The sequence below is a fragment of the Duganella sp. FT27W genome, from assembly GCF_009295655.1.
In the GTDB taxonomy this organism is placed as follows: domain Bacteria; phylum Pseudomonadota; class Gammaproteobacteria; order Burkholderiales; family Burkholderiaceae_D; genus Rugamonas; species Rugamonas zoogloeoides.
The window spans coordinates 319,483-335,241 of the sequence record NZ_WHIV01000005.1; the positions used below are offsets into that span (position 1 = coordinate 319,483).

The window sequence follows — 15,759 nt, forward strand, 5'->3', positions numbered from 1 at the left end:
ACGAACGAGAGAGCGGCATGAATAATCTGGTGGTCATTTCCGGCTGTTCGGGAGGCGGAAAGTCCACACTGCTCGCAGAACTGGCCAGGCGGGGCCACATGGTGGTGCAGGAGCCGGGTCTGCGTATCGTGCAGGAAGAAACGCTGTCCGCAGGTTCGGCTTTGCCTTGGGTGGACTTGGCCGCCTTCCTGAACCGTGCCATCGCTATGGCGCAAAAAGATTATGCCCAGGCGAAGCGGCGCGGCGCCGCGTGGGTGTTTTTCGACCGGGGGCTGATCGACGCGGCTGCCGCACTCGAGGAGCTCACTGGCACGTCCGTGTTGGCTGCGATGACCAAGCGCTATCGCTATCATCGGCGGGTATTCCTGGCGCCACCCTGGCCTGAAATCTACGTGCAGAACGCCGAGCGGCGCCACGACATGGTTGCTTCCGTGGCGGAATTCAACCGCCTCGAACGTGCCTATCCGATGCTGGGATACGAGATCACATTGCTGCCCAAGATACCGGTAGAGGAACGCGCCGATTTTGTATTGGCAACGCTGTCCCACCCGCGACCCGCCCTTTAAGCAAAGCTCCGCACAAAATCCAGCAACACCCGCGCCGCAATATCGGCGTCATCGGCCGTCATGGTCTCGAGCGGATTGTGGCTGATGCCGCCGTTGCCGCAGCGGGTGAACAGCATGGCGACGTCGGTGATCGCTGCCATCGCCATGGCATCATGGCCGGCGCCCGATAGCAGGTCGTAGCGTGGCAGGCCGGCGCGTTCCACTGCGGCGCCCAGCTGGTCCATCAGGTGCGGCGCGCAGGGCGCGGCGGCCGCATCGACGATCTGTTCCAGTGCGAATTCCACCTGGCGCCGCTCGCAGATGGCGGCAATGCCGTCCAGGACATCGGCCACTGCCGCCAGCCGCACCGCGTCGTCGGCCGCGCGGATGTCGAGCGAGAGCTTGCAGGCGCCCGGAATCACGTTGACCGAGCCTCCCGGTACTTCCAGCTGGCCTACCGTGCCGACCAGCGATGGCGCTTGCGCGCAGCGCTGTTCGACCAGCAGCACAATCTCTGCGGCGGCGGCAGCGGCATCCTTGCGCATGGCCATTGGCGTGGTGCCGGCGTGGCTGGCCAGGCCGGTCAGCTGCACCAGGAATCGCGAACTGCCGGCGATTGCCGTGACCACGCCCAGCGCCAGGTCGCGCTGTAACAGCACGGGACCTTGTTCGATATGGACTTCCACAAAGGCGAGAATGTCTTCCGGCTTGCGGGCGATGGCGGGGATGCCGGTGAAATCGTGGCCGCCGGCGGCCAGCGCCGCGCGCATGGTGATGCCGTCGGCGTCTTCCTGGTCGAGCAGCGCCATGTCGAAGCGGCCGGTGATCGCGTTACTGCCCAGGAAGGTACTCTTGAAGCGTACGCCTTCTTCTTCGGCGAAGCCCACCACCTCCAGGTGGAACGGCAGTTTCTCGCCGCGCTGGTGCAGGTGGCGCACGATGGCGATCGGCAGCAGGATGCCGAGGCGGCCGTCGTACTTGCCGCCGTTGCGCACGGTGTCGTAGTGGGAGCCGGTCATCAGGGTCTTGGCGCCCGGCGCGTCGGAGCGGTACACGCCCACCACGTTGCCCACTGCGTCGATGTGGGCGTCCATGCCCGCTTCGGTCATCCAGTCGCGCAGCTGTGCGGCGGTGCGCTGGTGGGCAGGGGTCATGTAAGCGCAGGTGAGGTCGAAGTCCTGGTCCTCTGCTACCTCGACATCGCTCCAGGCGGCGATGGTTTCGGCCCACGCCATGATGGTGGGACCGAAGTCGAGCGAAACACCGAGCAGGTCGTTCAGGCGGATTTCGGCGATGCGCTTTATCTGGCGCAGGCATTCGGCGATTTCGTCGGGCCGGCGGTTTTTCAGGCGGCGGCTAAACGCGGCGATCACCTGGCGGCGCGTGAGGCCCTTGCCGGTGGGTCCTTTCACCGCCAGGATGAACGGGAAGCCGAATTTGGCGTTGTAGTCGGCGTTGAGCTGGTGCAGGACGGCGTATTCCTCGGCGCTGCACAGGTGCAGGCCGGACGCCGCCTGTTCGCTGGTGGACTCCATGGTCAGTTGGCCAGCCACGGCGGCCTTGCCGGCCAGTTCCGGGTGCTCGCGGATCAGGCCCAGTTGCTCGTCGAGGGTGGCGCACGTGACCACGTCCTGCAAGGCCAGCTTCAGCGCGGTCTCGCTGGCGAACGGACGCCGGGCAGCGGCGCGCTCGGGGATCCACGGCGAATGCTCGTAGATGCCGCGCAGGCGGTCGATGAAGGTGGCGGCGTCGCAGTTATTGAGCTCGGAAAGGGTGGTCATGGCGTGGGTGTCCGTTATCGAGGCTTGATGATAGCGCGTGGACGGGGGCGTGACATATGCTGCGGCAGGTACGGGTTATACGATTTATGCAGCAGGCGCGCTTACTTCAGCGTCAATCCCTTGGCCGCCGCCGCCACCTGCTCGCGCAGCCACTTGTGCTCCGGCGCCTGGTGCACGCGTTCGTGCCATAACTGGTAAAACCGCATGGCCGGGAATTTGACGGGCAGCGCGTAGGTTTTGAGCGGCATCTGCTTTTCGTACTGGCGCACGAACTGGCGCCCGGTGGTCAGTACCAGGTCGGTCTGCGCCAGCATATTGGGGATCAGGCCGAAGTATGCCGACTCCACCACTACGTTGCGCTGCAAGCCCTGGCGGTCGAGAAAATCGTCGATCACGCCCAGGTAGCCGGGCATCAGCTGGGTGGGCGCCACGTGGGGCAGGGTCAGGTAGTCGTCCAGCGTCATGGCGTCGCTGGGCGTGCGCAGCGCGTACGGACAGTCGGCGCGCATCACGCAGGTGATCGGGTCCTCGAACAGCTTGGACATGTGCAGGTGCTCGGGCGGTTCGTCCCAGTTGGCAATCACCAGGTCCATGTCGCCGTCCGACAGCAGCCGCACGTAGTCCACGCGCGGGCCGAGGCTGTGGATTTTGACGCGGCTGTTCGGTGAGCCGCGTCGTAAAAGCGCAACAAGATTGGGCAGGAACTGGCTGTCCAGATAGTCGGGCGCGGCGACGTGGAAGGTGCGCGCTTCGATCTGCGGCACGAACGGCGACTTCTTTAAAAACAGGTTTTCGGTCTCGTCGAGGATGCGCTTGGCCGGCAGCAGCAGGCTCTCGCCGTGCTGGGTGGGCACCATGCCACGGGCGCCGCGTACCAGGATGGGATCACCCGTCAGCTCGCGCAGCTTGCGCAGTGAGGCCGAAATCGAGGGCTGCGGCTGATTGAGTTTGAGCGCCACCCGCGAGACGTTTTTTTCCACCAGCAGCATGTACAAAATGCGGATCAGGTGCAGGTCCAGGTGTTGTGGCAGAGCGGCCATGAAAAGTCTTGTTCAGGTTATACGGAATACGATATGTTTAATATACTCGATAGTTCATGTGCATTGCAGCATTTGCAGCTATCTTCTGTAAATTAGCCACAGCCCTGACCTGAAAGACTAGCCATGGAATTGTTTGCGTACCTCGTCCCCTACGGCCTTGAATGGCTCAACCTCCTGGTACGCTGGCTCCACGTCATCACCGGTATCGCCTGGATCGGCGCATCGTTTTATTTCGTGTGGCTCGATAACTCGATCCGCCCGCCGGCGCCGGGTTCCGAGCTGGCGAAGAAGGGCGTGTCGGGCGAACTGTGGGCCGTGCACGGCGGCGGCTTTTATAATCCGCAAAAATACCTGGTGGCGCCGGCCGAACTGCCGAAGGAACTGCACTGGTTCAAGTGGGAAGCCTATTCCACCTGGCTCTCCGGCATCGCGCTGCTGACGATCGCCTATTACTTCAACGCCCAGGCCATGATGATCGACAAATCGGTGGCCGACATCACCAGCCTGCAGGCGGTGGGCATCGGCATCGGCACCCTGGTCGTCGGCTGGACCGTCTATGACCTGCTGTGCCGCTCACCGCTGGGCAAGCACGACTTCTGGTTCGGCGTGGTGATCTTCGCGCTGATCGTGGCGGCGGCGTTTGGCCTGACCCATATGCTCAGCGGCCGCGCCGCGTACATCCACGTCGGTGCGCTGATCGGCACCATCATGGTGGGCAACGTGCTGATGCTGATCATTCCCGGCCAGCGCAAGATGGTCGAAGCCATGTCGGCCGGCCGCATGCCCGATCCGGTGCACGGCCAGAAGGCCAAGCAGCGCAGCGTCCACAATAACTACTTCACCTTGCCGGTGCTGTTCATCATGATCAGCAACCATTACGCGATGACTTACCGCCACGAGTATTCGTGGCTGGTGCTGGCGCTGATCATGGCGGCCGGCGTGTTCATTCGCCACTTCTTCAACCTGCGCCACAAGGGCCGCGTCGAGTGGCGCTATCCGGTCATCGGCCTGGCGCTGCTGGCGGCGGTGGCCGTGGCGATCGCTCCTAGCCGTCCGGCAGCGGTGGCGGCTGCGCCGGCGGTCGATCCGCAAGCGGCTGCCAAACAATTCGCGCAAGTGAAAACCATCATCGACCAGCGCTGCGTGTCGTGCCACGCGGCTCAACCCAAGCAGGCCGGCTTTGCGGCCGCACCAGCCGGCATCATGCTGGAAAACGAAGCGGAAATCCGCCAGAACGCCGAGAAGATCTACAAGCAGACGGTCCAACTGAAGGCCATGCCGCTGGCGAACCTGACCCAGATGACCGATGCCGAACGCGCGCAAGTCGCCGCCTGGTATGAAGCGGGGGCAAAATGAAAGAAGAACTGATGAACGACCAAAAAGCACAACTGGCAGCATGGATCGACGCCCATTTCGACGAACAGGTGGGCGTGCTCCAGCAACTGCTGCGCATCCCGACCGATACCCCGCCCGGCAACAACGCGCCGCACGCCGAAATGGTGGCGAACCTGGTGCAAGCCTACGGCTGGACCGCCGAACAGCACGCGGTGCCCGAGCAGGCGGTACGCGACTACGGCATGGAGACCATCACCAACCTGATCGTGCGCCGCCCGTACGACAGCGGCGGCCCCACGGTGGCCCTCAATGCCCACGGCGACGTGGTGCCGCCCGGCGACAACTGGACCTATCCGCCGTACGGCGGCGTGGTCGATAACGGTTTTATCTACGGCCGCGCCGCCGCCGTCTCGAAGTGCGACTTCGCCACCTATATTTTCGCCACCCGCGCACTGGAAGCGCTGGGCGTGCCGTTGCAAGGCGCGCTGGAACTGCACTTCACGTACGACGAGGAATTCGGCGGCCTGCTGGGCCCCGGCTGGCTGCTCGAACAAAAGCTGACCAAGCCCGATTACGTCATTGCGGCGGGCTTCAGCTACAACATCGTCACCGCCCACAACGCCTGCCTGCAACTGGAAGTGACCGTGCACGGCAAATCCGGCCACGGCGCCATGCCGGAGACGGGCCACGACGCATTGCAGGCGGCCACCCGCATCCTCAACGCCATCTACGACGAGCTGCCCGAGCTCAAAAAGATCAAGTCGAAGATTGCCGGCATCGATTCGCCGACCATGCTGGTGGGCCGCATCGACGGCGGCACCAATACCAATGTCGTGCCGGGCAAGGTGGTGCTCAAGCTCGACCGCCGCATGATTCCCGAGGAAGACCCGGTACAGGTGGAAGCGCGCGTGCGCGCCCTGATCGAACAGGCGGTGGCAGGGCAGGAGGGCATCACGCTCGACATCAAGCGCCTGCTGCTGTCGCACGCGCTGCGCGAACTGCCGGGCACCGCGCAACTGGTGGCCAGCCTGCAGCACAATGCGCAAACCTACCTGGGCGAGACCATTCCCGCCCAGGGCACGCCGTTGTACGCGGACGCGCGCCTGTACGGCGAGCACGGGATTCCGGCCGTGCTGTACGGCGCCGGCCCGCGCACCGTGCCCGAATCGAACGCCAAGAAGGCCGACGAACGCCTGAACCTGGACGACTTGCGCAAAGCGACCAAGGTGGTGGCCGCCACGCTGCTCGACTTCCTGCACAAAAAGTAAATTGAAGTAAGCACCGCGAAACCGGTCCCGCCGCACAATTGTGCGCGCCAGTATTGCCGTATGATATGAATGTTTCCATCATTCTGGCCGGACCGTGTATCGCTACGATTTGATCAGTTGCCACGACTGCGGCGTGCTGCACCAGCACCGCCCTTTGCAACCGCGCGAAAAGGCGCGGTGTGTGCGTTGCGGCTCGATACTCTATCGCGGCATCCGCTCCGATCCGCGCGCCATGGCCGCCATCACGCTCGCCGCCATTTTTACCTTTTTGATTGCCCAGTTCTTCCCCATCGTCGAGTTGTCGGTGGGCGGCTACAGCATCGCTTCCACGCTGATGGGGGCGATTTACGTGCTCTGGCGCGAGAAGATGGAGATCGTTGCGGCCATCGTCACGCTGTTTACCATCGTGCTGCCGGCGGTGGAGCTGGCGTCGCTGTTCTACGTCACGCTGTCGCTGAGCCGGGGGCGGCGGCCGCCCGGATTCGACTCCATGCTGCGCGCCCTCGGCACGGCGCGGCGCTGGGGCATGACGGAAGTGCTGATGATCGGCATCCTGATCACCATCGTCAAGATGACCAGCCTGGCGCGCGTGATCGTCCATCCGGGCCTGTTCGCGTTTGCCGTGCTCACCCTGATGCTGGCGCTGGTGATGTCGTTCGACCCCAAGATTTTATGGAATATCGGCGAGCATCTGCCGGGGCCCAAGGGCATGCGCCCGTCGCAGTCGCAGTTCAATTACCAGGCGCTGGCTGCCGGTGCACCACTGGTGGCGTGCCATAGCTGCGGCCTGGTGGCCCCCGAAAAAGGCCGCCGCCAGCACTGTGAACGGTGCAAGTCGGCGCTGCACCGGCGCCGCCCGGACAGCGTGGGCCGCACCTGGGCGCTGCTGCTGGCAGCCACCATTCTTTATATTCCCGCCATGCTGCTGCCAGTGATGTACACGAACTCCCTGTTCGGCAAGGAAGACGACACCATCATCAGCGGCGTGCTGCTGTTCTGGAACAGCGGTTCGCAGGCGCTGGCCATCATCATTTTCATTGCCAGTATCGTGGTGCCGGTGATGAAGCTGGCGGCGCTGGCGATACTGGCCGCGACTGCGCAGCGCCGCTCGCGCTGGCGCCCGGAGCAGCGCACGATGTTGTACCGCATCGTTGAATTCGTCGGCCGCTGGTCGATGCTCGATATTTTTGTCATTACGCTGACGGTGGCGCTGGTGCGCTTCCAGTCGCTGGCGGTGATTACCGCCGGCCCTGGCGCGCTGGCGTTTTGCGCCGTGGTGGTCCTGACGATGATGGCGTCGATGCAGTTCGATCCGCGCCTGATCTGGGATCCCGTCGATACACATGGAGAAAAGCATGCCTGAAAACGAAGACCACCCACGGCCGGTGCACGAACCGGCCGTCGAAAAAGCCAATCGCTGGCTGCCCTCGCTGGTCTGGCTGATCCCCCTGCTGGCCGCGCTGATCGGCGTGGGCCTGGTGATCAAGACCTTTGTGGATCAGGGACCGTCGGTGACGGTGAGCTTCCGCAGCGGCGACGGCCTGGAACCCGGCAAGACCAAGGTCAAGTTCAAGGATGTCGATATCGGCATCGTGCGCTCGATCTCGATTTCGCGCGACCTGTCCAAGGTGCTGGTCAAGATCGACATGAGCAAGGAAGCCGAGCGCTTTGCCGCTGCCGACACCCGCTTCTGGGTGGTGCGGCCCAAGGTGGGCGCCACCGGCGTATCGGGCCTGGGCACGCTGCTGTCGGGCGCGTACATCGGCGTCGATGCCGGCAAGTCCGGCGAGACCGCCACCGAATTTGCGGGCCTGGAAGAAGCGCCGCAGGTGGCCACCGACGAAAAAGGCAGCCTGTTTACGCTGCACGCCGAAAGCCTCGGTTCCGTCGATGTGGGTTCGCCGGTCTACTACCGCCGCATCCCGGTAGGCCGGGTGACCGCGTTCGACCTGGAAGAGCAGGGGCGCGGCGTGAAAATGAAAGTGTTCATCCGCGCGCCATACGAGCAGTACGTGGGCAAGAACACGCGCTGGTGGCATGCCAGCGGCGTCGATGTGCGGCTCGATTCGTCAGGCTTCAAGCTCAATACGCAATCGCTGGCCGCGCTGGTGGTGGGCGGGATCGCCTTCGAGAGCGCCGGCGGCCAGAAGCCCGACGTGGTGGCGCCGCAGGGCAGCCAGTTCCTGCTGGCCGCCGACCAGGCCAGCGCGCTGCGCGACCCGGATGGTCCCGCGATTACCACCGTGCTGTACTTCGACCAGTCGCTGCGCGGCCTGTCGCAGGGCGCGCCGGTAGACTTCCGTGGCATCGTGCTCGGCGAGGTGCGCTCGGTGGGCGTGGAGTTCGACCGTGTCAAGAAAACCTTCCGCATGCCGGTCACGGTGGACATGTATCCGGCCCGCCTGGGCCGCGCCTTCCAGAAGAGTATCGATGACGACCAGGACCGCAACGCCGGACCGCAGGTGATGGAGCGCATGGTCGCGCGCGGCCTGCGCGGCCAGCTGCGCACCGGTAATCTGCTCACCGGCCAGCTGTACGTGGCGCTCGACTTCTTCCCGAATGCCAAGAGCGCCAAGATCGACATGAACCAGGACCCGCTTGAAATTCCGACCGTACCGAACACGCTCGACGAGCTGCAAACCCAGCTCTCGAGCATCGCGCGCAAGCTCGACAAGGTACCGTTCGAGGAAATCGGCACCAACCTGCGCGACACCCTGAAAAGCGCTGACAGCCTGCTCAAGCAGCTCGACGCGCAAGTGGTGCCCGAGATGAAAGACACGCTTGGCGCGGCGCGCAAGACCTTCGGCACGGCCGACGAACTGCTGCAAAAGGATTCGCCGGTGCAGTCCGACCTGCGCGAAGCGCTGCAACAGCTTACGCAAACCATGGAGTCCCTCAATGCGCTGACCGACTACCTGGAACGCCATCCCGAGTCGCTCATCCGCGGCAAGCCGGAGAAAAAAGGAGAGAAGAAATGACGCACCGTTTGTATTGCCTCGCCATTGTTGCTGCTGCTGCGGCGCTGGCCGGCTGCTCCAGCACTCCGCCAGATCGCTTTTACAGCCTGGCCAGCGGTATGGGCACGCCCACCGCGAAAAGCGGCGCGGCGCCCGCCTATTTCATCGAGATTCCGGCCGTGACGGTGCCGCAGCAGGTGGCGCGCAAACAGCTGGTGGTGACCACCGATGGCCGCATGGATTTGCTGGAGCAGGACCTGTGGACCTCGCCGCCGGCCGCCGAAATCGGCCAGGCCTTGTCGCAGGTGGTGACGAACGACCTGGGTGCGGTGGACGTGTTCCGCACGCCCACGCCGGAAGGCGCCACCGTGTACCGCATCAGCACCAATGTGCAGCGCTTCGAGTCCGCACCCGGCAAATACGCGCTGCTCGACGCCGTGTGGAGCGTGCGCCAGGTGGGCAGCCCGAAGGTGCTGACCTGCCGCACGGTTGCCAGCGAGACGGTGAGCGACGGTAACGAAGCGCTGGTGGCCGGCCATCGCCGCGCCGTGGCACGCCTGGGCGCTGACATTGCCACGGCGGTGCGCGGCCTGGCTGCCAATGGCAGCGCGGCCTGCCCGGCTTCGGCTTCGCAGTCGTAGGCGGATCATGGGACAGATTTTTTTGGTGCGCAGCGCACAAGCGTCGTTCGGCAGCGCCAATTACGACCAGCTGTCGCCACGCGGCATTGAGCAGGCGCGCCTGCTGGGGCAGTGGTTCGCCAGGCGCGGCCAGCGTTTTCACCGCGTGCTGACCGGCGGCATGGCCCGCCATGGGCAGGCAGCCGATGCCTGCCAGGCCGAGATGCCGGCCGGCTTGTGGCCACCAGCGCAACGCGAGGTCGAACCCGGTTTTGCCGAATTCGACCACCACGAAGTGATGCTGCGCCACTGCCCGGAATTTGCCGACCCGGTGGCGCTGGGCGAACGCCTGGCCGGCCAGCGCGAGCCGCAGCGCGCCATGGAGCAGCTGTTTCGCGCGGCGATGCAGCGCTGGATGACCGGCTGGCATGACGATGAATACGCGCAGGCCTGGCCCGAATTCCGCGCCCGCGTGGTGGCTGCGCTGGAACGCCTCGACCGCCCCGACAGCAAGCAGGCCACGCTGGTGTTGACGTCCAGCGGCGTGATCGCCACCGTGATGCAGCACGTGCTGGGCTTGCAGGACTACCAGGTCATGGAAATGACCTGGAAGATGGCCAATTGCTCGGTCACCCGGCTGCTGCATCGGCCCGGCGAATTCGGCCTCGATTACTTCAACAACTACGCCCACCTGGAATCGCTGGGCGGGAAAGACATGCTCACCTACCGCTGAAGCTCACCGGTTGTCCACCTGTTAAAATCGCAGCATGACCGATCCCACCGATAACCCGCCTGGCCACGACATTCCCAAGCGCCGCCGCAACAGCGGCGGCATCACGCTGCGCGACGTTGCGCGCCTGGCCGGGGTGGCGCCGATCACCGCGTCGCGTGCGCTCAACAATCCCAGCGTGGTGTCGGACGCGATCATGCAGCGCGTGAAAGACGCGGTCGCGCAAACCGGCTACGTGCCCAATATGCTGGCCGGCGGCCTTGCGTCACGCAAGAGCCGGCTGGTCGCTGCCGTGATCCCCACCATCGCCGGCAACGTGTTTCTCGAAATGGTGCAGTCGTTGACGGCGGCGCTGGCGCAGCATGGCTACCAGGTGATGCTGGGCCAGTCGGGCTACGAGGATTCGCGCGAGGACGAACTGCTCGAAGCCATCATCGGCCGCCGCCCGGACGGCGTGGTCCTCACCGGGATCATGCATTCGTCAGCCGGCCGCAAGCGCCTGCTCAACAGCGGCATCCCGGTGGTGGAAACCTGGGACCTGGCGCCCAATCCGATCGACATGCTGATCGGCTTTTCGCACGAAAAAGTGGGGCAGGCCGTGGCCGAGTATTTGCACGCGCGCGGCCGCCGCCGCGTGGCCACGCTGGGCGCCGACGACGACCGCGCCCAGCGCCGCATGCGGTCATTCTCGGAAACGGCAATTGCGCTGGGCATGGCTGCGCCGGGCGAGACGGCGATACCCGCGCTGGTGGCGCCCGCGCCCACCAACACCGGTTTCGGTCGCACCGGCCTGCGCGCGCTGCTGGCGCAGCATCCCGATATCGACGCCGTGTTCTGCAGCTCGGACATGGTGGCGCTGGGCGTGCTGACCGAGGCGCAGGCGCTCGGCATCGCGGTGCCTGAGCAGCTCGCTGTCATTGGCCTGGGCGACCTGGCGTTTGCGCGCGAGCTGCATCCGGCCTTGACCACCGTGCGCATCGACGGCGCGCTGATCGGCACCACGGCAGCGCGCTTCATCCTCGACCGCTCGCAGGAGCGCGAGGTGGGGGAGCGCATACTCGATATCGGCTTTTCGATTATCGAACGCAGTAGCGGCTGACCCCGCGCCTGCTCCCGCAGCTGAGCAAGGCCAGAATTGCGGCTGTATGCACATACAGTATAATTCTGCCATGACCTGCACCGGCTTTATCCTCACGCGCCACTGGCGCGATACCCCGCACGGCACGGAGATCGACTTCTGGCTGGCCACCGACGACGGCCCCCGGAAAATCCGCCTGACCGCGCAAACTTCGGTCGCCTTTGCCGAGGCAGGACAGCGCGCGGCCATCGCGGCGCTGATGGACCAGTCGGGCGGCATCGAGCTGCGCGACCTGCAGCTGAAAACCTTCCAGCAGACGCCTGTGATCGGCGTGTACGCATCGCGCTACAAGGCGCTCACCGCGTTTGAACGCACGCTGCGCGAGCATGGCATCCGCATGTACGAGGCCGATATCCGCCCGCCCGAGCGCTATTTGATGGAGCGGTTCATTTCGGCCGGCGTCACCGTTGAAGGCGGCCGCGTCGAAGGCGCGACGATCTTCGACTGCAAGCTCAAGCCGGCGCCCGATTATCGTCCGGCGCTCAAGATCGTCTCGCTCGATATCGAAACCAGCGCCCACGGCGACCTGTATTCGATTGCGCTCGAAGGCTGCGGCCAGCGCCAGGTGTATATGCTCGGCACTGCACCGGCATCATCGGGGCAGTCGATCGACTTCGACCTCGAATACTGCGCCACGCCGCGCCAGGTCATCGAGCGCCTGAACGGCTGGTTCGCGCGCCACGATCCCGACGTGGTCATCGGCTGGAACGTGGTGCAGTTCGATTTGCGGGTGCTGCAAAAGAACGCCGACAAGTACCGCATTCCACTGACCCTGGGTCGCGAAAACAAAACCATCGAGTGGCGCGAGCACCCGGGCAAGCAGGGCTATATGTTCGCGCCGGTGACGGGCCGCATCGTGTTGGACGGGATCGATGCGCTCAAGGCGGCGTCGTGGATGTTCCAGTCGTATAGCCTGGAGAACGTCTCGCAGGAGATGCTGGGCGAGGGCAAGGACATCGGCAGCGACTACGACAAGATGGCCGAGATCGAGCGGCGCTTCCACGAAGACAAGCCGGCGCTGGCGCACTACAACCTCAAGGACTGCGAGCTGGTCACGCGTATTTTTAACAAGGCCAACCTGCTGGCGTTCATGATCGAGCGCGCCACCGTTACCGGCTTGCAGGCCGACCACCTGGGTGGCTCGATCGCGGCGTTCAGCCACCACTACCTGCCGCGCATGCACCGCGAGGGTTACGTGGCGCCCAGCGTGGGCGATGTGTCGGGCGGAGCGTCGCCCGGTGGCTTCGTCATGGATTCCAAGCCGGGCCTGTACGACTCGGTCGTGGTGCTCGACTACAAAAGCCTGTACCCGTCGATCATCCGCACCTTCCTGGTCGATCCGGTGGGCCTGATCGAAGGCGAGGCGGCCACCGACCCGGCCGAGCAGGTGGAAGGCGTGAACGGCACCGTGTTCTCGCGCACGAAGCACTGCCTGCCCGAGATCACCACGCAAATCTGGAAGCAGCGCGACGCCGCCAAGCGGGCGAAAAACGAGCCGCTGTCGCAGGCATTGAAGCTGTTGATGAATTCCTTCTGCGGCGTGCTGGGCGCCACCGAATGCCGCTTCTTCAATCCGCGCCTGGTGTCGTCGGTGACGCTGCGCGGCCACCAGATGATGAAGCAGACGCGCGCACTGGTGGAATCGCAAGGCTACGACGTGATTTACGGCGACACCGATTCGATTTTCATCTGGCTCAAAAAAGAGCATCGCAACGACGATGCGCTGGCCATCGGCCAGCAGCTGGCGGATGGCATCAACCAGTGGTGGCGCACCATGCTCAAGGAAAAGCATGGCCTCGACTGCCATCTCGAAATCGAGTTCGACACTCATTACCAGAAATTCTTCATGCCCACCATCCGCGGCACGGAAATGGGCAGCAAGAAGCGCTACGCCGGGTTGATGATCAATGCGCAGGGTGAAGAGGAAGTGATCTATCGCGGCCTGGAAGTGGCGCGCAGCGACTGGACGCCGCTGGCGCAGCAGTTCCAGCAAGGGCTGTTCCTGCGCGTGTTCAAGAACCAGCCGTACCAGGACTATGTGCGCGAGTACGCGGACCGCATGCTGGCCGGCGAATGCGACGATCTGCTGGTGTACCGCAAGCGCCTGCGTCAGCCGCTCGACGAATACAAGGTGAACGTGCCGCCGCAGGTGCGCGCCGCGCGCCTGGCCGATGAATACAACCTGGCGCACCGGCGCCCGCTGCGCTACCAGAACGGCGGCTGGATCAGCTACGTGATGACCACCAGCGGCCCGGAACCGCTGGAAGATTTACGGTCGCAGATCGACTACGAACATTACCTGACCAAGCAGCTGCAGCCGATTGCGGACGCCATTTTGCAACCGATGCACGACAGCTTCGGCAATCTCACCACCATGCAATCGAGTTTATTTTAAGGAGCCCGGATGAACGCTGTAACCACCTTCAAGAAACTGCACGACGGCAGCCGCTTGCTGCACCTGCCCAACGCCTGGGATGCGGGCAGCGCACGGCTGTTCGAAAGCCTCGGTGCGCCGGCGATTGCCACCACCAGTGCCGGCGTGGCGTGGGCCGCCGGCTATGCGGACGGCGGCCAGATGCCGGTCGATGTGGCGATCGCGGTGGCCGCCAATATCGCGCGGGTGCTGACGGTGCCGTTGTCGGTCGATTTCGAAAACGGTTACGACGACGATCCGCAGGCCGTGGCGTTGAGCGTGCTGCGCCTGATCGACGTGGGGGTGGCAGGCATCAACCTCGAAGACGGTCACGATGCACCGCAGGTACTGGCAGCCAAGATCAACGCGATCAAGGAGCTGGCCGCGCAGGAGGGCAGGGACATTTTCATCAACACCCGCACCGACGTGTACCTGAAAGGCCTGGCGCCGGAAGGGGAGCGGGTGGCCGAAGTGCTGCGCCGCGCGGCGCTGTACCAGGCGGCCGGCGCCGACGGCCTGTTCGTGGCCGGCATCGTCAAGCCCGATGAGATTGCGCAGGTGGTCGCGGCAGCGGCCTTGCCGGTCAACGTGATGGACTGGCCGGGAGTGCCGGACGCCGACACGCTCATGCAGCTGGGCGTGTGCCGCCTGAGCGCCGGCTCCGGCATTCCGCAAGCGTTGTGGGCAGTCGCTGCCGGAATGGGCCGCGACTTCCTCGCCACCGGCAACGCCGGTCCGCTGGTGGCGCAGGCTATGCCGTATGGCCAGTTACAGGCTTTGTATCAGCCGTCTGCGCATTAACGCTGTGGCAAAAAGGTGACATGCAACGTGCGATGGACGTTGCGGGCGATTGTGCAGAACTGCGCGTTGCTTGCCTTGGTGCATTCCGACGGCATGGCCCGCCATCTCAACGGGTAACGTCGGAATCAATACTGTCGGTCACTTTTGTGCCCGTTGTCAAATAGAACGCATAGTAGGAGTATGGCAATTTACCCGTTCAATGGTTACATTTTGGTTACAAATTTGTGACTCATAGTCTTTGACTGCTGGATGGAACGACAACAAACTGGCCCTGCACCGGCTCTCCGGAGATCACAAGTTTTCGGCGGCCGGTGGCCTGTTCTCCCTCCAACTGACAAAGGAAGACTCATGACTTTGAACAAAGCAATGATGGCGGTAATGTTGGCCCTGGCTGGTAGCGCCGCCTGTGCGGCTGGTGGTTCCACGACAGTGGATTTTTCCAATGGTAACGAGGGCTGGTACGGCCTGGAAGCGGCGGATGGCAATGGCGGTTCCGGCATCGATACCAGCATGGGCCATGGCGCGCCGGCGCTGCGCACGGTGATTGAAAACTTCGGCATTTCGTTCGGCACCACCACCAACGCCGCCTTTCTTGGCGATTACTCGGCCAAGGGGCCGGTGACGCTGGGCCTCGACATCAAGGCCAACGAGATCAAGTATTTCAACCAAGACGTTGCGCGCGACGTGGTGGTGGAGCTGCGCGACTATGGCAACACGCCGGCCGGCATGCCGTACTCGAGCGTGTGGTACAAGCTCGGCACCATCGACGCCACCCAGGACTGGCAGCACCTGTCGGTCACCATCGCCGACCCGACCGCCACCGGCTTGCCGGCGGGCTGGGGCGGCTATGGCTCCACCGACGACGGCGCCGGACCCAAGCTGCCAGAAGGCCGCAGTTTTGCCGACGTGCTGGCCAGCGTGGACGAAGTGGTGTTCGGGACTTTCGTACCCGGCTATATGTACGGCTTCACCAACTTTGACGTCGCCGTCGACAATATCTCGGTCACCGCCGTGCCGGAACCGTCCACCTACGCCATGATGATCGGCGGCCTGGGCATGGTCGGCTGGATGCGTCGGCGCCAGCAGTCCCGCGCAGTGCCTGGTGCCGGCACGCTGGCGGCGTAACTGCCG

At 64.2% G+C, this 15,759-nt stretch carries 13 protein-coding genes; 11 read left to right on the forward strand and 2 right to left on the reverse strand.

Going from position 1 to position 15,759, the window contains the following annotated elements; translation table 11 throughout:
- Positions 1-17 precede the first annotated feature (17 nt).
- Positions 18-566: an AAA family ATPase gene (locus F8197_RS23450; protein WP_152883974.1), complete on the forward strand. Its 549-nt coding sequence runs from the start codon at positions 18-20 to the stop codon at positions 564-566.
- On the opposite strand, the gene F8197_RS23455 is transcribed toward F8197_RS23450, so the two are convergent.
- Together F8197_RS23455 and F8197_RS23460 are read right to left on the reverse strand one after the other, a co-directional pair.
- Positions 563-2,326 carry an allantoate amidohydrolase gene (locus F8197_RS23455; protein ID WP_152883975.1) on the reverse strand — a complete coding sequence of 588 codons (1,764 nt, stop codon included), beginning with the start codon at positions 2,324-2,326 and terminating at the stop codon, positions 563-565. The genes F8197_RS23450 and F8197_RS23455 overlap by 4 nt on opposite strands.
- 101 nt (positions 2,327-2,427) lie before the next feature.
- Positions 2,428-3,366 (reverse strand): LysR substrate-binding domain-containing protein, encoded by a 939-nt coding sequence (locus tag F8197_RS23460; protein ID WP_056137555.1) that lies wholly within the window; start codon positions 3,364-3,366, stop codon positions 2,428-2,430.
- 123 nt (positions 3,367-3,489) lie between these two features.
- On the opposite strand from F8197_RS23460, the gene F8197_RS23465 reads away from it, so the two are divergent.
- From F8197_RS23465 to F8197_RS23510, 10 genes are all read left to right on the forward strand, one after another.
- The gene (locus F8197_RS23465; RefSeq protein ID WP_152883977.1) at positions 3,490-4,722 is read left to right on the forward strand and encodes a urate hydroxylase PuuD; all 1,233 of its coding nucleotides are present in this window, start codon (positions 3,490-3,492) and stop codon (positions 4,720-4,722) included.
- Positions 4,723-4,733: 11 nt separating this feature from the next.
- Positions 4,734-5,969, forward strand: coding sequence for a M20/M25/M40 family metallo-hydrolase (locus tag F8197_RS23470; protein ID WP_152883979.1), 1,236 nt, complete (start codon positions 4,734-4,736; stop codon positions 5,967-5,969).
- Between the two features lie 94 nt (positions 5,970-6,063).
- A complete protein-coding gene (locus F8197_RS23475) occupies positions 6,064-7,332 on the forward strand; it encodes a paraquat-inducible protein A (protein ID WP_373996959.1) in 1,269 nt (422 codons plus the stop codon).
- Entirely contained in the window at positions 7,325-8,947 is a 1,623-nt protein-coding gene (locus F8197_RS23480; RefSeq protein WP_056137552.1) for an intermembrane transport protein PqiB, read from the forward strand. The genes F8197_RS23475 and F8197_RS23480 overlap by 8 nt, the downstream gene beginning before the upstream one ends.
- Positions 8,944-9,567 carry a membrane integrity-associated transporter subunit PqiC gene (locus tag F8197_RS23485; RefSeq protein WP_152883980.1) on the forward strand — a complete coding sequence of 208 codons (624 nt, stop codon included), beginning with the start codon at positions 8,944-8,946 and terminating at the stop codon, positions 9,565-9,567. The genes F8197_RS23480 and F8197_RS23485 overlap by 4 nt, the downstream gene beginning before the upstream one ends.
- 7 nt (positions 9,568-9,574) lie before the next feature.
- Positions 9,575-10,279 carry a histidine phosphatase family protein gene (locus F8197_RS23490; RefSeq protein ID WP_152883982.1) on the forward strand — a complete coding sequence of 235 codons (705 nt, stop codon included), beginning with the start codon at positions 9,575-9,577 and terminating at the stop codon, positions 10,277-10,279.
- Positions 10,280-10,313: 34 nt separating this feature from the next.
- On the forward strand, positions 10,314-11,375 hold the full coding sequence (locus F8197_RS23495) for a LacI family DNA-binding transcriptional regulator (RefSeq protein WP_056137549.1): 1,062 nt from the start codon (positions 10,314-10,316) through the stop codon (positions 11,373-11,375).
- 46 nt (positions 11,376-11,421) lie between these two features.
- Positions 11,422-13,809 (forward strand): DNA polymerase II, encoded by a 2,388-nt coding sequence (locus tag F8197_RS23500; protein ID WP_373996960.1) that lies wholly within the window; start codon positions 11,422-11,424, stop codon positions 13,807-13,809.
- Between the two features lie 9 nt (positions 13,810-13,818).
- Positions 13,819-14,628, forward strand: a complete 810-nt coding sequence (locus tag F8197_RS23505) for an isocitrate lyase/phosphoenolpyruvate mutase family protein (protein WP_152883983.1) — start codon at positions 13,819-13,821, stop codon at positions 14,626-14,628.
- 348 nt (positions 14,629-14,976) lie between these two features.
- Positions 14,977-15,753, forward strand: a complete 777-nt coding sequence (locus tag F8197_RS23510) for a PEPxxWA-CTERM sorting domain-containing protein (protein WP_227012381.1) — start codon at positions 14,977-14,979, stop codon at positions 15,751-15,753.
- The last annotated feature ends 6 nt before the right edge of the window (positions 15,754-15,759 follow it).